Below are 20,416 nucleotides of genomic sequence, written 5' to 3'. Positions count from 1 at the left end.
AGAGTAGCAATGCCATCCCCGCGATTCCTGCCGCGTGAACTGATCACGCCACGACAATTCCTGGTCTTGGCGCTGTTCTCAGCGCTCAAGGTCGCGGGGCTGGTCCTCGTCGCCTACGCCCTGGGCCAATGGATCGCCACCATGGCCGCGGGGGGCGCCAATGAACCGCAGTTGCTGGTCCTGGCATTAGCCGGGGCCGCGCTTCGAGCACTCAGCGCGTGGGGCTTGAATGCAGGAGCCCGGCGCATGGGCCTGGGTGCAAAGGAACGCTTGCGGTTGAACCTGGTCCGCAGGCAAGCGGCGCAGCCGGCTATCGCCCCCGCAGCGGAACAGCAGTCGATACCGGTCACCGCCACCCTGGCCAGCCATGGCCTTGAGAAGCTCGATGACTATTTCACCAAATTCATCCCTGCGTTCATTGGCGCTGTGGCCGTACCGCTGCTGCTTGGCATCTTCATCCTCCAGCTGGACTGGATCAGCGCGGTGGTGCTGGTCCTGACCATCCCGCTGGTTCCGGTGTTCATGGCGCTGATCGGCCTGCACACCCAGGACACCCTCAATGAATCCCAAGCCACCCTCGACCGGCTTGCCCATCAGCTCTACGAACTGGCCCAGGGCCTGCCGGCGCTGCTGGGACTTGGCCGGGCTCGCGCCCATGGCAACGCCATCGCGGCAGTGAGCAATAAGTACCGGGCGGCCACCATGGCCAACCTGAAGACCGTCTTCATGTCCAGCTTCTGGCTGGAACTGATCTCGACCCTCTCGGTGGCGGTCCTCGCGGTAATGATCGGCGTGAGGCTGGTCGGCGGAAATATGGATCTCGCCTCCGGGCTTATCATCCTGATCCTGGCGCCAGAGCTGTTCTCCGCACTGCGCGAAGTGGGCTCCGCCTACCATGCGGCCGATGACGGGCTGGCCGCCTACCAGAAGTACACGGCCCTCACCGCACCCATCCCGGCCCATCAGCTGCGGGCTGGCACCGCAAATAATCCGCAGAACCTCCTGGAAGTCTCGGATCTGCAGTTCAGCTACGATGGCGAGCATCCAATCCACCACGCCGTGGATATCCAATTGCGTGCCGGCGAACGGCTCGTGCTGTCCACGGCAAGCGGCACGGGCAAGAGCACGCTGCTCAAGCTGATCGCCGAGGCGCACAGCAGCGACAACACCTTCGACCCGGCTCTGGCTAGCGGACGGATCTTCGTTGCCGGCCAGCTGGGCATGATCAGCCAGCATCCTGCATTCAACGCAATGACCGGCAGCGAACAACTTGACCAGGATGCCCCGGCAGCACCTGCAGAATTGCGCGAAGAGCTCAGCACCCGGCTGTCGCTGCACACCATGCTCGACCGCCCAATCGGAGAATACTCGCCCGGAGAGCTGCGCCGACTGGAAGTCCTGCGTGCACTGCTGCGGATCCATAGCGACGATGACTGCACCGTGCTGCTGGCCGACGAGCCCACCGCGCACCTTGACGAGGTCAACGCCCGGGCAGTGCGCGAACTGCTTGGCGAATTGCCTGCCCGCTGCGCCATGCTGCTCGCCAGCCACGACCCAGCCTTTGGCCAGAGCCAGAATCCGGGACAAGCCGCCGAAGCTGCTGATGCTGCGGCGCACGGGCAGACCATGGGCCACCAGCAGCCGGATGCCGCGCAGACCCAGCCGGAGGCAACTGCCCCAGGGCCGGGTAACCTCCGGTTCAATCCGATGCGCGATTTGCTCATGGGCTACAAGGCCGCCCCGAAAGCGGTGCTTTGGGGGACCGCGAGCGTGCTGTGCGCCGTGGCGCTCGCGGCGCTGAGCGGATGGCTGATCGTTGAATCCAGCTATCAGCCGGCCATTCTCCACCTGACCGTAGCTTTCGTCATGGTCCGCACCCTCGGCATCGGGCGAGCGGTCTTCCGCTACCTGGAACAACTGGCAATCCACGACGCGGTCCTGGCCTACGCTGCTGATCTGCGCGAGAAGATGTGGAACGCCATGGTGGCCAACCCGGCACGATGGGGCCTGCTCAGCCGTTCCTCGGTCATCCTGCGATTCCTGCTGGCTGAGATGGATGAACTGCGCGACCTGTTGGCCCGCGTGCTGTTCCCGCCACTGCAGGCCATCGCACTGTGGATGGCGGCTGCTGCGGCCCTGTACATTATCCAGCCGGAGTTCGGCTATCTTGCCTTTGGCGCGTTCGGGGTGCTGGTCTTCCCGGTTCGTTGGCTTGTCCAGCGCATCGAAGGCGAGCACTTCGTACTCCAGCTGCGCCACCGGATGCAGATGAACCAGAGCGTGCTGGGAATCTTGCGGCACAAGACCGCGCTGCGCAGCAACCAGGCGCTGGAACGAATCCTGGGCCGATTCCAAGAAGACGAAACCCGCAATACGCAACAAGCTCGCCGGCATGCGTTAGGACAAGGTAGCGCCACTGCCTTGGCCACGCTGACCAGCGTGCTGCTTGCCATCGCCATCACCGCGTTGTCGCACAGCAGCGCATCCCAAACAGCGCTCGCCGTGCTCTTGAGCCTGGCGCTGGGGGAGAGCGCTGGAAATGCCTTGCTCGCGGTGCAGCAGGGACGGGCACTGAGAGAACTGTCATCGAAGCTGGCCGAACGCGGCATGCACAGCGGCCCGGCACCAGCAACGCAGGACAATCGCACAGCGGGACCGAGCAAGATTGCCGGCTACGAAGCGCAAGCACTCAGCCTCGGTTACGACGATGGCCCATCGGTCGTGGAGAATCTGAGCGTGCGCATTCCCGCGGGACGGTGGACGGCCATTACCGGGCCTTCGGGCTCAGGGAAATCCACATTGCTCACCGCCTTGCTCGGCGCGTTGCCCGCGCGCTCGGGAGCGCTGAAGGGAATCGATGCCTACGGCAACCTGCTGGATCTGCAGCAGGCAGATTTGTCGTCGGTGGCGTGGTGCCCGCAAGAAGCGCACCTCTTTGACTCGTCGATTCGCCGGAACCTGATGCTGGGAGTCGATGGCGACCAGCAGCGCAGCGATGCGCAGCTGGAAGCGGTCTTGGCGCAGGTAGGGCTCGCGGACTGGCTGGCAACCCAGCCCGAAGGACTCGAATCGCGCATTGGTTCCGGCGGGCACCAGCTGTCTGGCGGGCAGCGCTGCAAGCTCGCCGTAGCACGCGCCTTGGCAGGCGGCCACCAGGTCATCCTGCTCGATGAGCCGACAGCACATCTCGGCGTCGATGAGGCCCAAGAGCTGCTCTCGACCTTGCATCAGGCACTTGCCGGGCGCACCGTCGTCCTGATCACCCATGACCAGCAGCTCGCTGCGCAGTGCACCCACCGCATTGAACTGGGCAACCAGAAGCCCGCCGTCTACGCATAGACCGGCGGCGCCGTTTCCATCTTGGCATGCACGGTGGAGACGGCGCCGCGTTCAATCCTGTCGCTGTCGGCTCAGCGCATTTCGGTTCAGAGGATTATTCCGCCGTCATCGAAAGGCAGCGCATCTTCTCCCGGGGTGATGGCGGGCGCTGGCTTGGCCTTGGCTGGCATGGGGATCAACGCTTCCTGGGCCGTGGCTGGCATGGGCTCCTGGGCAGCAGGTGCCGCCGGAGCTTCGTCTCCGCCGCTGATGGCTCCGCCAATGATGTTCACTGATTGGGCCAATGGCGCCCCCGAACCATCGCGCTTGCCGTATTCGGTCGGCAAGGCACGCACCACACCCGCCGAGGAGCTGGCGCGCGCCGGGCCCTGGCCGGCAAAAGCCAGCTGCAGGTGGTCCTCGCCCTTGACGAAACGGTGCGCGCGCACGCCCGCGGTGGCACGGCCCTTGGCCGGGAACTCGGAGAACTCGGTGAGCTTCACCGACTGGCCCGACGTCCCAGGAAGGGTTTGCGAACCGGCAGCGATGGTGGCCACTACGGCGTCGCTGGCACCGGCAGGGACCACTCCGAAGAAGATCACCTCATCGTCGGCAGCGAGCTTGATGCCCGCCATGCCTTGGCCGGTGCGGCCCTGGGCGCGCACGGCCGAAGCGCTGAAGCGCAGCAGCTGCGCGTTCTTGGTCATGAACACCAGCTCGTCGGCGTCATCGGCCGGTGCCGCGGCAATCACCACGTCCTTGTCCTTGAGCGTAATTGCCTCGAACTCGTCGCGGTTCAGCGGGTAGTCAGGGGTGACGCGCTTGACCACGCCGTTCTGCGTGCCAATGGCAATAACCCGGTTCAGCGGAATCAGCGCCACGGCGCTTTCGCCCTTGCCCAGCTTGAGGAATTCGGAAATCGGCACGCCATGGGCCAGCTGCGGGAAGCCATGGGACTCCGGTAGCACCGGAACGTCGATCAGCGAGATGCGGATAATGCGGCCAGCAGATGTCAGGGCGCCGATTTCTCCGCGGGCGCTGGAGGCGACCTGCGAGGTGAGCACATCATGCTTGATGCGAGCCGCGGAGTAATCCACGACCTGGCGATCAGGGGTCCGGGCGATCTGCCCGGTGGCCGAGAGCAGAACCCAGCACGGGGTATCGGATACTTCCATCGCCAGCTTGGCCTTCTTGCCGGTCCCGACTTCTTCGGGCAGCGAGGTGCCCTTCAGCGCAGCCAGCTGGGCAGACTTCAGCAGCTTGGTCCGGCGCGGGGTGCCGAAGGTCTCGGCCATTTCACCGAGTTCATCGGAAACCACGGTGCGCAGCAGCTCATCGGATTCCAAGATGGCGCGCAGTTCTTCGATTTCCTTGCGCAGCTGCTCGGCCTCGGTTTCAAGCTCCAGCTTGGAGTACTTGGTCAATTGGCGCAGCCGCAGTTCCAGGATGTGGCTGGCCTGCGGTTCGCTCAGGTCGAAGACCGTCATCAGCCGTTCGCGAGCTTCAGCGGTCTGCTCGGAGGAACGGATGATGGCAATGACATCGTCAATATCAACGATGGCAATGAGCAGGCCCTCAACCAGGTGCAGGCGGTCTTCACGCTTGGCCAGACGGTGCACGGTACGGCGGCGAACAACATCCATCCGATGGTCCACATACACGGTCAGCAGCTCACGCAGCCCCATGGTCCGTGGCTGGCCGTCGACCAGGGCAACGTTGTTGATGCCGAAGGAATCTTCCATCGGGGTGTACTTGTACAGGCTGGCAAGCACGGCGTTCGGGTTGAAACCGTTCTTCAGCTCGATAACCAGCTTCAGGCCGTGATGCCGGTCGGTCAGGTCCACGACATCTGAAATGCCGGAGATCTTCTTGCTGTTGACGCCATCCTTAATTTTTTCGATGACCTTTTCAGGGCCCACGCCGTAGGGCAGCTCGGTGACCACGAGGCCCGACTTGCGCGCCGAAATCTTCTCCATGATCACCGTAGCCCGGGTGCGGAACAAGCCGCGGCCGGTGCGGTAGGCATCCTTGATGCCGTCCAATCCGATAATGCTGCCGCCCGAAGGCAAATCCGGGCCCGGAATGAACTTCATGAGCTCATCAACGGTCGCGTCGGGTTCCTTGAGCAGGTGCTGCGCGGCAGCGACAACTTCACTCAAATTGTGCGGAGCCATATTGGTGGCCATGCCCACGGCAATGCCGGTGGTGCCATTGACCAGCAGGTTCGGGAACGCAGAGGGCAGCACTTCTGGCTGCATGAACTGGTTGTCGTAGTTCGGGACGAAGTTCACGACGTCTTCATCCAGATTCGCGGTCATGGCAACGGCAGAAGCTGCCAGGCGCGCTTCCGTGTAGCGCGGAGCCGCCGGTCCATCATCGAGCGAGCCGAAGTTGCCGTGGCCGTCGATCAGCGGAAGGCGCAGCGAGAAATCCTGGGCCAAACGGACCATGGCGTCATAGATCGCGGTGTCGCCGTGCGGGTGCAGCTTGCCCATGACCTCGCCCACCACGCGGGCCGACTTGACGTGGCCCTTCTCGGGGCGCAAGCCCATCTGGGCCATCTGGAACAGGATGCGTCGCTGAACCGGCTTCAAGCCGTCGCGGGCATCGGGAAGCGCACGGGAGTAGATGACAGAGTAGGCGTACTCCAAGAAGGATGATTCCATTTCACTGGTGACGTCTATATCGACGATATTTTCAACGAAATCCGCTGGAATCTCTTCAGACTTCTTACGAGCCATTACTCTGTTCGTCCTTCATCTACTGTCCTAGGGCCGGAACTGCCGAATCTTCGTGTTGCATCTGGGCGCAACGCCGAACTGCCGACTATCCTAAGCCTATGGTGGATCGTAAACTTTCGGCGGCATATCCGGCGCATTGGGAAGCAGATGTTGTGCTTCGCGATGGGACAACAGCACACCTGCGGCCAATCACTCCGCAGGATTCCCAAGCGCTACAGGACATGCACAAGCAGCAGTCCGAGACGTCAGTCTACCTGCGCTATTTTACGTACAAGTCGTCGCTGACCCCCAAAGAGCTGGAACGATTCACCAATGTGGACCATGTGAATCGCGTCGCCTTTACCGTGGTTCGGGGCGCGAAGATCATCGGCGTCGGCCGCTACGACCGCTTGGATGATCCGCGGGAAGCCGAAGTGGCCTTCAACGTCTCGGACGAGTACCAGGGAACCGGCATCGGCTCGATCCTCTTGGAGCACCTGGCCGCGGCGGCACGTGAAAACGACATTGAGAAGTTCTCCGCCGAGGTACTTCCGGAGAATCGCAAGATGCTCACCGTCTTCTCCGATGCTGGCTACGCCGTCGCCCGCCACTTCGAGGATGGCGTGGTCATGCTCGAATTTTCCATCAGCCCCACCGAGAAGTCCCGCGAAGTGACCGAAGCGCGAGAGCACCGCGCGGAAGCGAGCAGCGTGGCAGCGCTCCTGGCGCCCAAGTCGGTGGCCGTGATCGGTGCCAGCCGCACCTGGGGCAAGCTCGGGCACGACGTGCTGGAGCAAATTATCGAATCCGGGTACACCGGTGCGGTCTATGCGGTGAACGATGCGGCCTTGGAAGTCGGCGGCATGGTGGCCTACGGAAAGGTCACCGAAATCCCAGGACCAATTGATGTCGCCATCCTGTGCATTCCGCGTTCGGGGGTCAAGGGCGCCATTGCCGATTGCGCCGCCCACGGGGTGAAGTCCCTGGTCATCATGACCACTGGATACGAAACCCTCGAAGGGCTGGGCGCACAACGCGAACTTGTGGCGCTGGCTCGTGCCAACGGCATGCGCGTGGTCGGTCCGGGATCGGCCGGCCTGATGAACACCGACCCCCAGGTGAAGCTGTACGCCACCGGGAGCCAGCATGTCCCGGCCGCAGGAAACGTAGGATTCTTCACCCAATCGGCAGCCATGGGCACGATCATCCAGGGCGTCGCCCTGCAGCAGGGTGTAGGCCCCAGCAGCGCCATTTCTGCAGGCCTTCGCGCTGATGTTTCCGGCAACGACGCCATGCAATTCTTCGAAGACGACCCCAGGACCCATGTCGTCGCGCTGTACCTGGAATCCTTCGGCAACCCGCGCAAATTCGCACGCATTGCGCGGCGCCTGGCCCGCAGAAAACCGGTAATCGTGGCCAAGTCCGATGTGATGGGCCGCCGCCTTCCACCGGGCCATTCGGTGCGCGTAGGGCAGGCAGCGCCAGGAGCAATGAATGCAATTCTTCGCCAGTCCGGCGTGATCCGCGTGCGCTCCGCCGAAGAGCTCCTGGATGTCACCTCCCTGCTTTCAGTCTTCCCGCAACCCAAGGGCCCGAACGTCGCGATCCTGTCCAATTCATTGACCATCGCCGAGGTAGTGTGCGATGTCGCTGAAGACCGGAACCTGAACACCACTGTGCGGGGCGACGAGCTGGATTACAGCATCGGCCAGTCCAAGGCCATTCCGGTGCTGCGCGCCCGGATCCAGGAACTGGTGGATGACCCGCAAGTCCACGCCATCATGTTGGCGCACCTGCCCTACTCGGAGCTGGATACCCGAGCGGTCCTCAAGGTAGCCAAGGAGTTCATCGGGCAGCCGAAACCGGTGGTGGCCCTGGTTCCGGGGCTGGCGGATACGAAGATTACCGGAGGCCTGAAACAAGGAATTCCGGTGTATACATCTCCCACCACGGTCATCGGTGCCCTGGCCAAGGCCTATGGCTACCAGCAGTGGGTGGACGTTCCCTACGAGCCGATGAGCGACCCGGATGGCATCGATGTCGAAGGCGCGGCAGAGTACTTAGATGAGTTGGTGAAGACCATTTCAGGGACCAACTTGCTGGAATTGAACGACGAGCAGGTGCGGAAGCTTCTGGACTTCTACGGCATCAAGTTCCTTTCCCACCGGGTGGTGCACACAGCCGAAGAAGCCGTCGCGGCGGCCGAGCAGCTCGGCTGGCCGGTCGCCTTGAAAGCCAACGACCCCGATCTGCGGCAACGCCTGGACCTGGGCGGCGTGCGCTTGAGCATCCCGGACAAGCAGAGCCTGGAGGCGAACTTCGCCCATATGAAGTCGCTGATGGCCGCATACGGCGTGGACTCCCTGGATGTGCAGAGCATGGCGCCAGCCGGGCAGGCTTGCGTTGTCAAGGCCATGGAGGACCCGTTGCTGGGGCCGGTCATTTCCTTCGGGCTCAGCGGCGATCCGGTCAACCTGCTCGATGACTGGGCCCACGGCGTGGCGCCGTTCTCCACCCATGATCTGGAACAGCTCATCCGCCGTCCGCGCAGCAGCGTGCGCCTTTTCGGCTACCAGGGACTGCCGGCCGTGGATCTGGAGGCCTTGAAGGACTTCATCACCCGTGTCTCGCTCTTCAAGGACAACCATCCTGAAGTGACCGTTGCCAAATTCGCTCCGATCACCGTGGCCACCGATTCGCTGAGCGTGCTGGCAGTGAGCATCCAGATCAGCAACGCAGAGCAGCGCACGGATAGCGTCCGCCGTGCCCTGCGCAGCTGAGTGCAAACGCGGAAACGTGAATTGCCGGAGGCGACTGAGTAGAATTGGGGCATGAGTTCTCCAACGTATTCGACCACGCCTGGCGCTGAGCTTCAGCATGACTTGGTCCGTGCGGGTTTTTATCCGCAAATGGTCCAGGACGTGCTGGCTGAAGCCATGATGGGCCAACCGGTGCTTGACCACTATGTGCATCTGGAAACTCACTTCGACCATACCGAAGTCCACCGCCACATCACCGTCATGGTGATGAGCGAAAAGGTGCTTTTCATCTTGCACGTAGATGACCAGCAGCTTGATGACCACGGAAAGGATGTCATGGCGCAGGTATCGGTCGAAATGATTTCGCTGGCGCGCATCGCTTCGGTTGCCACGAGCTATGTCTACCACCAGCCGCAGCACTACTCGTCCGCCGATCCAGTCAAGGAACTGACCTTCGGGCTGTCCTGGGACGGTACCAAGCGGATCGATCTGGCCCCTGCGTCCTGCGGGGATCCGCAGTGCGATGCCGACCACGGGCTGAACGGCACCTCGCAGCCTGAGGACTTGGTCATCCGTGTCAGCGCCGAAGCCGATGGCCAGCAGGCCGTGAACAAGGCCCGCGAGTTCGCTGTGCGCCTGCGCCTGGCCACGATCGCCTGAGCATGATCGAGGAACAAGAGCTCAGCAGCCTGCCTGTCCCGGCGCAGAAAATCCCGGAAGCACCCAAATACGGCCAAGCTACGCTGTCGGAGATTCTTCCCTCGGCGGCAGCAGCACTGGGGGTTGGCGGCTATCAGAATGTCCTGGGCTTCGCCCCGACCAAGCGTGTAGCCCTGATCATGGTTGATGGACTGGGCTGGAACCAGCTCAAAAGCCATCTCGGGCATGCGCCCTTCCTGCGCGGCCTGTTCGAGAAGGGGCAGAAGCTGGGCACCGGCTTCCCTTCGACCACCGCGACATCCCTGAGCAGCCTGGCCACGGGCCTGGCTCCCGGCGAGCATGGAATGGTCGGCTATGACGTCATCGACCCGGCTAAGCGTCGTGTGGTCAACCAGCTGGGCGGGTGGCCTGGGGACTTGGACCCCGAAACTTGGCAGACTCGCCCGACCGTCTTCCAGAAGATCGCCGAGCACGGCATCCACGTGGCGACCGTGTCGATCCCGATGTTTGCCAAGTCGGCTCTGACCCGTGCGTCTTTGCGCGGCCCCAAATTCGTGCCGGCCAACCAGCCGGCGGCGCGCGCGCGTGCTACCCGCACGATCTTCGACTCGAACCGCAACGCGCTGGTCTACACGTACTTCAATGAATTGGACAAGGCTGGTCACAAATACGGCGTTGATTCCAGCCAGTGGCGGGACACCCTCGAAGAACTGGACTACGTCATCAAGAACCTGGTATCCAAGCTGCCGGAAGAAACCACGGTGCTGATCACCGGCGACCATGGAATGGTGGACATTCCAGCGTCCCAGCGCATCGACTACAGCCAGCAGCCTGAGCTGGTCGAGGGCGTCGAGCTGACCAGCGGCGAACCTCGCGGAGTCCAACTGACCTTCGACCCTCAAGCCGATGCGGCCTGCCGGTTGCGGGTTCGCGAGGCCTGGCAGAGGGCCTACGGCACCAAAGCCTGGGTGATGACCCGCGAGGAAGCCATAGAACACGGCTATTTCGGTGCCATCACCGAAGAACATGCGGCACGGCTGGGCGATCTGATGATCCTGGCGGCCGAAGCCATCGCCTTTTATGACGGCCGACGCGTCGCACCGATGGCCTTCGACATGGTGGGGCAGCACGGGTCGCTCACCGCGGGGGAGCGGTTCGTCCCGATGCTGGTGCACCGCACCAAATAGCTGGCAACGCAAAGGGTGCGGGAACAGCATTGGTCCAATGCTGTTCCCGCACCCTTGTGCTTTCCAGTGTCAGCTGGGCACTAGGAGTCGGTGTCCTTCTTGCGCTTGCCGAACATGATGTCATCCCAGCTGGGAACGGACGAACGCTTGGCCTTGCGCGGAGCTGACTCCTCGGCAGGCTGTTCAGCTGGCTTGTCCTCGGCGAGGCCCGAATCGTCGTCTTCACTGGTGACGACCACCAGCTGCGAGGTGCGCGCGGAAATCCCTTGCGGAAGATGCGGCAGCGCGTCCTCGTCATCGGTGTCGTACTTGCTCATGCTGCGTTCGATGATCTCGTTGTAGCGAGCCTCGCGTTCCGGATCCTGGTCCTTCGTGCGCTGCCCGCGGCGCGCGTTCAGCAAGGTGACCAGTTCTTCGGTCTCATCGGGCTCCGGAGTGCTGGCTGCGGCGGCCGGTTCCGCCTCTGGCTGGTTCAGTGCAGAGGCCGGGCGAAAGTATTCAGGAGCTACCTGCTCGCTCAAGGTCTGGGCCCAGCGGTTCAGGTTCTTCAACGACTTGCGCGCGGGAGTGAAAGCCCACCGTGCAATGTTCTCGGCAGCGGCAGTCGAATCCGAGTCCAATGACTCGACATTTTCGGTCGGCAGCGGGGAATCGAACTCCACGGTGACGACCCACTGGCCTTCCGGATCTTTCCAGGCATTCCAGCGCGCCGACTCGGCATCGATGTGCAGCTGGTGCAGGCGGTGGACCACCATGGAACCGAGATCGGCCGGCTCTTCGCCAAACACCTCGCGGTATTCGGCGTCGGTCTGCGGTCCGGAAACCTCGACGAGGCGTGCCAGCTCGGCGATGTGCTCGCGTTCAGCCAGTACCGGGCCTTCGTACTTGACGATATCCTCGACGGGGACATTCCATTCAAGCGACAGGTCGTAGGCGGAGGCGCCAGCGCGCACTCGTGCCTGGATTTCGCGTGGCGAATGGACCGAGGACTCCTCGCGGTTCCTCGGGGCCCTCGAACGGGCGATTTCAGCCATTGCACTGCGCAGTGCATCGTCAACAGGCAGCTCGAAGCTCATCCCGTCGTCACTGCTGACCTGCAGGCTGGAACCATTTTCATGAATTCCTACCAGTCTCAGCTGACGCATTCCTACCCTCCACACGCTCTAATTCCTGTGTAAAACTTTGCCACCTTGAGGCCCGAATTCCTACCACCACGCAGGGTGTGGCGCAAGATTAGTCCTCAACTTCACGCAGTAATTCCTTGAACCTTCCGCCCATGGCATAGCGTGGCAGGAACGGGAATGGATCACCCGGAAGAACGTTATACTTCTATGCCGGTACAAGTTTCCACCTCGTGGAGCAGCCGGCTAGGACGAAGACCTGCAGGAAAGAGCAAAAACGATTATGGCAAGTGAATCTGCTGCACCCGTGGCAATGTCAGAAGCGGAACGAGCCAAGGAAATCGCTCAGCTCAAAGCAGGCAAGACCGCAGCCATGGCCAACCTGGTTGATGAGGCCGAAACCGCCTTGGCTGAAGAGTACGTTCTGCCCGGCGGCGAGGCGCCGCAGGAAGAAGCGAGCGTCGAATTCCTGCCGGAACAGGCTGATGAGTTCACGTGCGCGTCATGCTTCATGGTGCGCCACCGCACGCAGCTGGCTCGTGAGGACAACGGGCAAAAATTCTGCAGCGAGTGCGAAGGCTGAACGCCCGCGCAGCAGTTCCGAAAACGTGTGGCGTCCAACCTTCTGGTTGGGCGCCACACGTTTTCGGGCTTCGGTGAAGTGAGAGCTAGTCGCCGGCAGTGTCTTCGGACTGTTCCAGCTTGGCGGCTTCTGCCTTGCCTTCGTCGGTGAATTCGTACATCACGCCCGAGAGGGCGGCAGCCAGCTCTTCGGGACGACGGGTAGATGTCAGCCAGTACGGCGTGGTGTCACGCTCGTCGGTGACCTCCATCCGCACTACTCCGTCGATCCAGCCGCGCAGCAGCATGTAGGCCAGGCCGTGCAGCTTCTGCCCACGCTGCTTGAATGCCTCATCGCCACGGTAGCCGACAACCTCCCCGATGTACTTGCGTTCAATGCTGGCCCGTCCAACGGTCACCAATTCATCGGTGACCTCGATGGTCGGCGTGCGCAGCAGGAACACAGCGATCAGCGAAAGCAACACGACGGCACCGGCAATCCATCCAAGGATGCTGCTGATCGGAGCTAGCGCAATACCTGCGGTGATGGAAATGATAATTGGCCAAATCCAGGTACTGGCCGATGGCCAAAGCTTTTCGCTGTACTGGACGTTCGAACCCGCGGGGCTGGAATTACTCATGGTTCCAAGTCTAGGCAATAATTCTTCGATTCAAGACCGCGAAGCCGGTTGGCAGGCCATTGGATTACGTGCGCGATAGAGTTAGGCACGAGAAACTATCGAGTGACCATTTCACAAGACTCCGGGGGAAGACCTACATCGATGAGTGAGCCATCAATTTCCATTGCCATCAAGATGCTTGACACCGATTTGCCGGTCCCCAGCTATGCGCATCCGTCGGACGCCGGTGCTGACTTGCATGCTCGCGAATCCCTGGTGCTGGAGCCAGGCGCGCGCGCACTCGTTCCGACCGGCATTGCGCTGGCCATCCCGCATGGCTATGTCGGTCTGGTGCACCCGCGCAGCGGCTTGGCAACCAAGCACGGCATTACCGTTGTAAATGCACCGGGTACTGTTGACGCTGGGTACCGTGGTGAGATCATGGTCACCTTGTTGAATACCGACAAGTCCGAGCCCTTCGAAATCAGCCGTGGCGACCGAATTGCCCAGCTGGTAATCCAGAAAGTCGAGCAGGCGGCATTCGTCGCAGTGGATTCGCTGGAAGACAGCGCCCGCGGCGCAGGCGGATTCGGTTCGACCGGCGGATTCAACTCCAATTAAGTACCCTTGAGAGCAAGACAAGATTTTCTAAGGACACCATGATTTTCAAGCGCAAGAAGGCCGAAGAGCAGCCAATCGCCGAACCAGCTGAGGATGCAGCCCAGAACGAGCAGGAGCCGAAGACCGGCCCGTTCGACTACGACGACATCGAGAACACGCAGGAGTACCTGGACTTCGGCTCGATCTTGATCAAGCCGGTAGCCGGCTTGAAGGTCCGCATGGACGTTGAAGAGTCCAACAAGCGTGTTATCGCGGTGTCGCTGGAGATTGCTGAGTCGCGGATCCAGTTGATGGCTTTCTCTTCTTCGAAGTCCGAGTCGCTGTGGCCAGGCATCAGCGACAAGATCAAGAGCGACATCAGCGCCCAGAACGGTGAAATCTTCACCCGTGATGGCGAGTACGGCCAGGAGCTGCTCGCCAAGGTGCCGCAGCAGCTGCCAGACGGCCGTGCCGGACATGTTGCGCTGCGCTTTGTCGGCATCGATGGCCGCCGGTGGTTCCTGCGTGCAGTTATCGGCGGCGCGGCCATCAGCAACGAGGAAGCCGCCAACGTTGTCGACGCGATCCTGCGCGACGTCGTGGTCAATCGCGGCGACAAGCCGCTGCCTCCGGCTGAACTGCTGCCTATGAGCGTCCCGTCCAATGCCCAGGCCCGTCCGGCAGCCCCCGAGCAGAACCCTGGGCTGAAGCGTCCAGAACGCGGACCAGAGATCACCCAGATCGGCTAGAGAATGTCGCTGAAGGACAAACCCGTCACTCCGCAGCTCGGCCCCTCGGGGCAGAAGCCCACCTATCAGCGGTTGGACAGCCTGGAACAGCTGCCAGCCAAGGGGCGGGTAGAGCACACCGGGTACGTCCAATCGGTGAGCTACTCCGCGCCGAACGTCGCCCCGCGGCTGACTGCTGTGGTCGTGGACCGGCTCGGTACCGTGTCGGCGCGCAGTGGAACGGTGCCGCATGTGCGTTTGGCTTTCATGGGACAGAAAACCGTTCCGGGCATCAAGCCGGGCGTGAAGGTGGAGTACTCGGGAATGGTTGCTCCGGTGGAGCAGATCCCGACAATCTTCAATCCGCGCTACGTCATCGTGCCGGAAGCCCGTCGATAACTTGCGGCGGCCCCTCTAGGATTCGAGAACGCCACAGTTGGCGTCTAATTGGAAGTAGACATGGTGAACAACGACGAATCCCGTCCGGACGATGATTCCGCGCCGGAAACTAGGCATCCGAGCTTCGCCGAGATGATCGGCTCGAACTCCAACATCGCGCAGAACGCTGACGGTGGAATTGACCTGCTCTCCACCGTTGGCGGTGTGCGCGGCATTCTGGAAACCGTGCTTCCCGGTTTCGTGTTCATCATGGTTTTCGCGCTCACCAGCAATCTGGGCTGGGCGCTGATCGCTTCGATCAGCCTCGGCATCGTGTTCATGATCATCCGCCTGGCCAAGCGCTCGACGCTGATCCAGGCAGGCTCTGGGCTGATCGGCATCCTGATCTGCGCCTTTGCCGCACGGACGTCGGGCAACGCCAAGGACTACTACATTCCGGGGTTCTACGTGTCCGCTGCCTATCTGGCGGGACTGCTGATTTCGGTGATGGCCCGCTGGCCGCTGATCGGCCTGCTCTTCGGATTCATCCGCAACGAGGGCACCGAATGGCGCAAGAAGCCGGGGCGATTGCGCCGCTACCAGGTGGCTACGTGGATCATCATTGCTGTTTTCGCGCTGCGCCTGGCGGTGCAGATCCCGATGTACATCGCAGATGAAGTCGTGGCCCTGGGCCTGGCCCGTGCCTTGATGGGCGTGCCGCTGTACGCGGCGGGGCTGTGGTTCGCGTGGCTGGTTTCGAAGCCGGCGGCTGTAGCCGGCGACGAGACCAGTACGCCAAAACCAGCGGACTAGCGGGTGGCGTCGCGCAACGTTCGGCGCAGCAAGGGTTCTGCATGCGGGGTGGTGATGAAGAAGATTTCATCGCCACCCTCAATTACATCATCGGCACTGGGCGGGAACGGCGTCTTATCGCGTACCACTGCCATCATGGTGGTGTCTTCGGGCCACGAAATGCGCCCGATGCTGCGGCCAATCAACGCCGAATCGTGCGGGACGGTGAACTCGACCATGTAGACCTCGCCGGTCTTCAACGTCAGCAGCCGCACCAGGTCGCCGACCTCCACGGCTTCCTCGACCAGCGCGGTCATCAGCCGCGGCGTGCTGACGGCAACATCGACGCCCCAGGCATCGTCGAACATCCATTCATTCTTCGGATTGTTCACGCGGCCCACGGTGCGCCGGATGCCGAATTCGCTCTTGGCCAGCAACGAGACCACAAGGTTGACCTTGTCGTCGCCGGTCGCCGAAACGACCACGTCGTAGTCTTCAAGCCGCGCCTGCTGCAAAACAGCCAATTCGCAAGCGTCGCCAATCAGCCACTTCACCGCTTCAAGATCTGCGCGTTCGGCCATTTCCGGTTGCAGATCGATCAGCAGGACCTCGTGGTGGTTGATGACTAGTTCGCGGGCAATGGAGGAACCGACTGAGCCGGCCCCGGCAATCACGACCTTCATAGGATGCCTCTCAGGTTATTCGTTGGTTTGCGCCGCTGGTGGGCTGGCAAGGATCTTTTCCACGTCTTTGGACTCGTCCAGCCGCATCATCACATGCACCAGGTCGCCGCCCTGCAGCCGGGTTCGGTTCTCCGGGATGGTGCCTTCGCCGAAGCGGGTCAAATAGGCCACGCGCACCCCGGCGGCGGCCTCCAGCTCCTTGACCAGGTGGCCGTACCAGTCGCGGTGCAGGGCAACTTCGGAGAGCACCAGGCGTCCCGAGGGCTCCCGGAAGTCCCCGCGCATCGAATAGTCGGGCAGAATCCGGCGAAGCACCTGATCGGTGCTCCAACGGACCGCTGCCACGGTGGGAATGCCCAGGCGCTGATAGATCTCCGCTCGTCCTGGATCATAGATGCGGGCCACGACGTGGGGCACGTTATAAGTTTCGCGCGATACGCGAGTGGCGAGGATGTTGGAATTATCACCGCTGGAAACCGCGGCGAAAGCGTAGGCCTCGCTAATCTTGGCAGCTTCCAGCGTATCCTTGTCGAATCCCATGCCGGTCACCGTGGTGCCGGAGAAATCCCTGCTCAGCCGGCGGAAGGCATGCGGGTCATGGTCAATGACTGCCACGGAATGCCCCGCCGAATCCAGCGTGTGGGCCAGCGAGACACCGACGCGTCCGCACCCCATGATCACGAAATGTGCCACCGAGAACTCCTTGGTTTTGCTGCTTGCCGCGTGCCGCTTGGCATGCACGGGCTGTGTGCTACGAATGCAACAATAGCGCTGATCGCACCCAGTTTATCGATGGTGGAGCACCCTCGCGCCGCGCACCCTGCGATAACGTTGTGTCGTGCCTGCATTATTTGACGGTTTGAAGCGGATCCTGGTGGGCCGGCCTTTCAGCACTGAACAGCTGAAAAAGAAGCCGTTGCCACCCAATGTCGCTTTGCCGATTTTCTCCTCCAGCGCCCTGTCGTCCTTGGCGTACGCACCAGACGAGATCCTGCTGACCCTGGCCATTGCGGGCATCGCCGCGACCGCGCTCTCGCCAATGGTTGGACTGGCGGTCCTCGCGGTGCTGGTGGTGCTGGTGCTGTCCTACCGCCAATCGGTGATGGAGTACCCTTCCGGTGGCGGCGACTATGAAATCGTGAAGAAGAACCTCGGTGCACGTCCGGGCACTGCGGTCGCCGCGGCGCTGCTGGTGGACTTCGTGCTCACCGTAGCTGTTTCCAGCTCGTCGGCGGCCCTGTATCTCGCCGCCATTTTCCCTGCAGTGGCCGAACACAAGGCGTGGGTGGCCGCCGCCCTCGTTGCCTTCCTCGTGGTCGGCAATTTGCGCGGCAAAGGGCAAGGCCGCTGGACCCTGGCCATCCCGGTCTACCTGTTCGTCATCGGCATGCTGCTGCTGGTGGCCATTGGCGGCGTGATGGCGCTGACCGGTTCGCTCGGGCTCGCCCCGAGTGCGGACTTCACGATTGTGCCGGAGGCCGAGTTCGCCAATGGCCTGCACGGTATTGTCGGCGCGCTGCTGATCCTGCGTGCCTTCAGCACGGGGTCGGCCGCGCTGACCGGCATCGAGGTCCCGATCTCCAACGTGCAGACGCTGGCCAAGCCGCGGGCGAAGAACGCGGCGCGGATCCTGCTGGTGCTGGGCCTGCTCTCCGGCGTGCTGACGCTGGGCACGCTGATGCTTGCACGGGCCACCGGCATCAAGGTCGTCGCCGATCCGCAGGCCTCGTTCCTGCTTCACGGCGAGCCCATCCCCGAAGACTTCGTGCAGATTCCGGTACTGGGCCAGCTGGCCCAAGCGGTGTTCGGCGACTTCACCTTCGGCCTGGTGATCGTCTCGGTGCTGACCATTGCCGTGCTGCTGCTGGCCGGCAACCAGGCCTTCAATTCCTTCCCGCTGCTGGCCAGCCATCTGGCGACCGACGGCTTCCTCCCGCGCCAGCTGCGCACCCGTGGAGATCGCCTGGGCTTCTCCAACGGCATCCTGTGCCTGGGCATTGCCGCGATCGCTCTGGTGCTGCTGTTCCAAGGCGATGTCACCTTGCTGGTCCAGCTGTACGTGGTGGGCGTATTCGTTTCCTTCACGCTGAGCCAGCTGGCCATGCTCAAGCACTGGAAACGTGTTCTGGTGCCCATTGCAGACCGCAAGATCCGTGCGGCCAAGCAGCGCAAGCGGCTGCTGAACCTGGTGGGACTGGTGCTCTCGGCGCTGGTGCTCGTGGTCGTCATGGCCACCCGCCTGGTCCATGGTGCGTGGCTGGCCGTGCTGGGCATTGCCATATTGATGCTGATCATGGATTCGCTGCAGCGCCACTACCAGAAGGTCGACGACGAGCTGGCGGTAGACGAGGACTTCGCCGTCACCGCCTTGCCCTCGCGCGTGCATGCGCTCGTGCTGGTATCCACCGTGCGCAAGCCGGTGCTGCGTGCCCTGGCCTTCGCCCGCGCTTCGCGTCCCTCGAAGCTTGAGGCGATCATCGTGGATGTGGAACGCGGCAAGACCGAGAAGACCCTGCAGGACTGGGAACGGCTGCAGATCCCGGTGCCGATCACCGCGCTGGCCTCGCCGTATCGCGATATTCCCGGCGCGCTGATCGAGCATATCCGTTCCATCAAGCGCGAATCGCCGCGGGAACTGATCGTCGTGTACATCCCCGAATATGTCGTGGGCCATTGGTGGGAACAGCTGGTGCACAACCAAACCGCGCTGCGCGTGAAGAACCGCCTGCACCATGAACCGGGAGTAGTGATTGCCTCGGTCCCGTGGCGCCTGCTCAGCGCTTCGCATGCCCTCGGCGGGGGCCCGACCGAAGAATCCTCGGCGCACCGCTAAATTGACTGCTTCTGAAGAAAGACTGGATCAATGACTGATACACCAATGATCACCGTCCGCTTGGGCAAGATTGCCCATGGCGGGCACACCGTCGCCCGCCATGAGGGCCGGGTGATCTTCGTGCGCCATGGCATTCCCGGCGAACTGGTCAAGGTGCGCCTGACGGACAGCGCGCCGGAGGCCAAGTTCTGGCGTGCCGACGTGTCCGAAGTGCTCGAGGCCAGCGAGCACCGGGTGCCGCACTTCTGGGATGCAGCTGACGCCTTGAAGCACCGCGACCCGGTGGGCGGCGCAGAGTTCGGCCACATTACCCTGGAGCACCAGCGTGAGCTCAAGTCGCAGGTGGCTGCCGAGCAGATGACCCGACTGGGCGGCCTGAACGCGGACGACTACAACTTCCCTGCGGTGCAAGCAGTCAAGGGCTCGTCCGATGGCCTGGGCTGGCGCACCCGGATGTCGTATTCCGTGGACGCCCAGGGCGGACTGGCGATGAGCGCATTCCGCAGCAACCAGTTGACCGGGATCGCACAGATGCCCCTGGCCCATCCGGCCATTGAAGCCACCGGGTTGTACTCCGTGGACTACACCGGCATTGACCGTGTCGAAGCCGCGGTTTCCAGCCAGGATGACCGAACCGTGCTGATCTTGCTGGCAGAGGCCAAGCCCGGCGCGGCGGCAAAGGTCGCCAAGCAATTCGCCGAGGGCGTCAACGTCGCCTCGTTCAGCCAGCAGGGCGGCTCGGCGGCCGACGGCAAGGGGCGGCTGCAGGTTCTGGCCGGTTCGGCGTACCTGACCGAAAAGGTGCTGGGGGAGAAGTTCCGGATTACCGGGGAAGGCTTCTGGCAGGTGCACCGCGAGGCGGCCAGCCTGCTGACCCGGCGCGTGATCGAGCTGACCGAGCCGGCCGCCGGCGAGCAAATTGCCGACCTCTATGCAGGTGCCGGCTTGTTCTCCGTCCCGCTGGCCAGGGCGGTTGGCCGCGAGGGCCGCGTCTTTTCGATTGAGGGTGCGCCGGGCACCCATGCGGATGCGAAGAAGAATCTGCGCACGTACCCGCAGGCCACGGTGATCCGCGGCCGTGTTGAGCGAGTGCTACGGCAGGTCGCCCGGGATGCCGCGCTGGACGCCGTGGTGCTTGACCCGCCCCGTACCGGAATCGACAAGCAGGTGGCCGCGGAGCTGGGCGCCAGCGCTGTCTCGCGGATTTGTTACGTGTCCTGCGACCCTGCGTCTTTCGCCCGGGATACCGCGCGCTTGATGGGCCGAGGCTACGAATTAGAGCACATGGAGATTCATGATTTGTACCCGCACACCCACCATATGGAGTCCATCGGGCTTTTTGTACGCCGTTAAACACCTGAAAGTGTCCGTTTAGACACGAATTTGGATCAAAATTTATTCCGAGGAGTCTTTTTGCGGGCTTTGGCGATAGACTGTTTTTAGCTCTGCCGCGCTA

16 protein-coding genes are annotated in these 20,416 nt (G+C 62.5%); 11 read left to right on the top strand and 5 right to left on the bottom strand.

The features are described from left to right. Positions 1–9: 9 nt before the first annotated feature. The gene (gene cydC, locus JOE62_RS11295; protein ID WP_204722423.1) at positions 10–3,339 is read left to right on the top strand and encodes a thiol reductant ABC exporter subunit CydC; all 3,330 of its coding nucleotides are present in this window, start codon (positions 10–12) and stop codon (positions 3,337–3,339) included. A gap of 86 nt (positions 3,340–3,425) precedes the next feature. Here the strand turns inward: cydC and JOE62_RS11290 are convergent, their stop codons facing one another. Further along, positions 3,426–6,059, bottom strand: a complete 2,634-nt coding sequence (locus JOE62_RS11290) for a DNA gyrase/topoisomerase IV subunit A (protein WP_204722422.1) — start codon at positions 6,057–6,059, stop codon at positions 3,426–3,428. A 98-nt stretch (positions 6,060–6,157) separates the two neighbouring features. Here JOE62_RS11290 and JOE62_RS11285 point away from each other — a divergent pair, with 98 nt between their 5' ends. Genes JOE62_RS11285 through JOE62_RS11275 form a run of 3 tightly spaced genes read left to right on the top strand, consistent with a single transcriptional unit; the run spans position 6,158 to position 10,644 of the window. Continuing rightward, complete coding sequence (locus tag JOE62_RS11285) at positions 6,158–8,818, top strand: bifunctional acetate--CoA ligase family protein/GNAT family N-acetyltransferase (RefSeq protein ID WP_204722421.1); 2,661 nt, start codon at positions 6,158–6,160, stop codon at positions 8,816–8,818. A gap of 51 nt (positions 8,819–8,869) precedes the next feature. After that, positions 8,870–9,457: a DUF5998 family protein gene (locus JOE62_RS11280; RefSeq protein WP_121867005.1), complete on the top strand. Its 588-nt coding sequence runs from the start codon at positions 8,870–8,872 to the stop codon at positions 9,455–9,457. Positions 9,458–9,459: 2 nt separating this feature from the next. Then, positions 9,460–10,644: an alkaline phosphatase family protein gene (locus tag JOE62_RS11275; RefSeq protein ID WP_204722420.1), complete on the top strand. Its 1,185-nt coding sequence runs from the start codon at positions 9,460–9,462 to the stop codon at positions 10,642–10,644. An 80-nt stretch (positions 10,645–10,724) separates the two neighbouring features. On the opposite strand, the gene sepH is transcribed toward JOE62_RS11275, so the two are convergent. Next, positions 10,725–11,789, bottom strand: coding sequence for a septation protein SepH (gene sepH / locus JOE62_RS11270; protein WP_204722419.1), 1,065 nt, complete (start codon positions 11,787–11,789; stop codon positions 10,725–10,727). 259 nt (positions 11,790–12,048) lie between these two features. Between sepH and JOE62_RS11265 the strand changes: the two genes are divergently transcribed. Beyond that, positions 12,049–12,348 (top strand): DUF4193 family protein, encoded by a 300-nt coding sequence (locus JOE62_RS11265; protein ID WP_121867002.1) that lies wholly within the window; start codon positions 12,049–12,051, stop codon positions 12,346–12,348. A gap of 85 nt (positions 12,349–12,433) precedes the next feature. On the opposite strand, the gene JOE62_RS11260 is transcribed toward JOE62_RS11265, so the two are convergent. Further along, entirely contained in the window at positions 12,434–12,967 is a 534-nt protein-coding gene (locus tag JOE62_RS11260) for a DUF3093 domain-containing protein (RefSeq protein WP_204722418.1), read from the bottom strand. 141 nt (positions 12,968–13,108) lie between these two features. On the opposite strand from JOE62_RS11260, the gene dut reads away from it, so the two are divergent. From dut to JOE62_RS11240, 4 genes are read left to right on the top strand one after another with little or no spacing between them, the layout of a single operon-like run. After that, on the top strand, positions 13,109–13,567 hold the full coding sequence (gene dut, locus JOE62_RS11255) for a dUTP diphosphatase (RefSeq protein WP_204722417.1): 459 nt from the start codon (positions 13,109–13,111) through the stop codon (positions 13,565–13,567). Between the two features lie 38 nt (positions 13,568–13,605). Next, positions 13,606–14,295: a DUF3710 domain-containing protein gene (locus tag JOE62_RS11250; protein WP_204722416.1), complete on the top strand. Its 690-nt coding sequence runs from the start codon at positions 13,606–13,608 to the stop codon at positions 14,293–14,295. Between the two features lie 3 nt (positions 14,296–14,298). Then, on the top strand, positions 14,299–14,673 hold the full coding sequence (locus JOE62_RS11245; protein ID WP_204722415.1) for a hypothetical protein: 375 nt from the start codon (positions 14,299–14,301) through the stop codon (positions 14,671–14,673). Positions 14,674–14,733: 60 nt separating this feature from the next. Then, on the top strand, positions 14,734–15,465 hold the full coding sequence (locus JOE62_RS11240) for a DUF3159 domain-containing protein (RefSeq protein ID WP_239543350.1): 732 nt from the start codon (positions 14,734–14,736) through the stop codon (positions 15,463–15,465). Here JOE62_RS11240 and JOE62_RS11235 read toward each other — a convergent pair. Together JOE62_RS11235 and JOE62_RS11230 are read right to left on the bottom strand one after the other, a co-directional pair. Further along, positions 15,462–16,127: a potassium channel family protein gene (locus JOE62_RS11235; RefSeq protein ID WP_204722414.1), complete on the bottom strand. Its 666-nt coding sequence runs from the start codon at positions 16,125–16,127 to the stop codon at positions 15,462–15,464. The genes JOE62_RS11240 and JOE62_RS11235 overlap by 4 nt on opposite strands. A 15-nt stretch (positions 16,128–16,142) precedes the next feature. Next, positions 16,143–16,820 carry an NAD-binding protein gene (locus JOE62_RS11230; RefSeq protein WP_204722413.1) on the bottom strand — a complete coding sequence of 226 codons (678 nt, stop codon included), beginning with the start codon at positions 16,818–16,820 and terminating at the stop codon, positions 16,143–16,145. A 145-nt stretch (positions 16,821–16,965) separates the two neighbouring features. Here JOE62_RS11230 and JOE62_RS11225 point away from each other — a divergent pair, with 145 nt between their 5' ends. Beyond that, positions 16,966–18,960, top strand: a complete 1,995-nt coding sequence (locus JOE62_RS11225; RefSeq protein ID WP_204722412.1) for an amino acid permease — start codon at positions 16,966–16,968, stop codon at positions 18,958–18,960. Positions 18,961–18,990: 30 nt separating this feature from the next. Further along, positions 18,991–20,313, top strand: a complete 1,323-nt coding sequence (locus tag JOE62_RS11220; RefSeq protein WP_204722411.1) for a class I SAM-dependent RNA methyltransferase — start codon at positions 18,991–18,993, stop codon at positions 20,311–20,313. Positions 20,314–20,416 lie beyond the last annotated feature (103 nt).

This window comes from Glutamicibacter nicotianae (assembly GCF_016907615.1).
Lineage (GTDB): Bacteria > Actinomycetota > Actinomycetes > Actinomycetales > Micrococcaceae > Glutamicibacter > Glutamicibacter nicotianae.
Note: the sequence above shows the minus strand (reverse complement) of the source record. Positions and strands in the feature narration are given on the sequence as shown.

Coding starts and splice junctions, on each gene's coding strand:
- JOE62_RS11240 (WP_239543350.1), top strand. CDS start 14,734: ATGGTGAACAACGACGAATCCCGTCCGGACGATGATTCCGCGCCGGAA.
- JOE62_RS11285 (WP_204722421.1), top strand. CDS start 6,158: ATGGTGGATCGTAAACTTTCGGCGGCATATCCGGCGCATTGGGAAGCA.
- JOE62_RS11250 (WP_204722416.1), top strand. CDS start 13,606: ATGATTTTCAAGCGCAAGAAGGCCGAAGAGCAGCCAATCGCCGAACCA.
- JOE62_RS11260 (WP_204722418.1), bottom strand. CDS start 12,967: ATGAGTAATTCCAGCCCCGCGGGTTCGAACGTCCAGTACAGCGAAAAG.
- dut (WP_204722417.1), top strand. CDS start 13,109: ATGAGTGAGCCATCAATTTCCATTGCCATCAAGATGCTTGACACCGAT.
- cydC (WP_204722423.1), top strand. CDS start 10: ATGCCATCCCCGCGATTCCTGCCGCGTGAACTGATCACGCCACGACAA.
- JOE62_RS11265 (WP_121867002.1), top strand. CDS start 12,049: ATGGCAAGTGAATCTGCTGCACCCGTGGCAATGTCAGAAGCGGAACGA.
- JOE62_RS11245 (WP_204722415.1), top strand. CDS start 14,299: ATGTCGCTGAAGGACAAACCCGTCACTCCGCAGCTCGGCCCCTCGGGG.
- JOE62_RS11280 (WP_121867005.1), top strand. CDS start 8,870: ATGAGTTCTCCAACGTATTCGACCACGCCTGGCGCTGAGCTTCAGCAT.
- JOE62_RS11235 (WP_204722414.1), bottom strand. CDS start 16,127: ATGAAGGTCGTGATTGCCGGGGCCGGCTCAGTCGGTTCCTCCATTGCC.
- JOE62_RS11275 (WP_204722420.1), top strand. CDS start 9,460: ATGATCGAGGAACAAGAGCTCAGCAGCCTGCCTGTCCCGGCGCAGAAA.
- JOE62_RS11290 (WP_204722422.1), bottom strand. CDS start 6,059: ATGGCTCGTAAGAAGTCTGAAGAGATTCCAGCGGATTTCGTTGAAAAT.
- JOE62_RS11220 (WP_204722411.1), top strand. CDS start 18,991: ATGACTGATACACCAATGATCACCGTCCGCTTGGGCAAGATTGCCCAT.
- sepH (WP_204722419.1), bottom strand. CDS start 11,789: ATGCGTCAGCTGAGACTGGTAGGAATTCATGAAAATGGTTCCAGCCTG.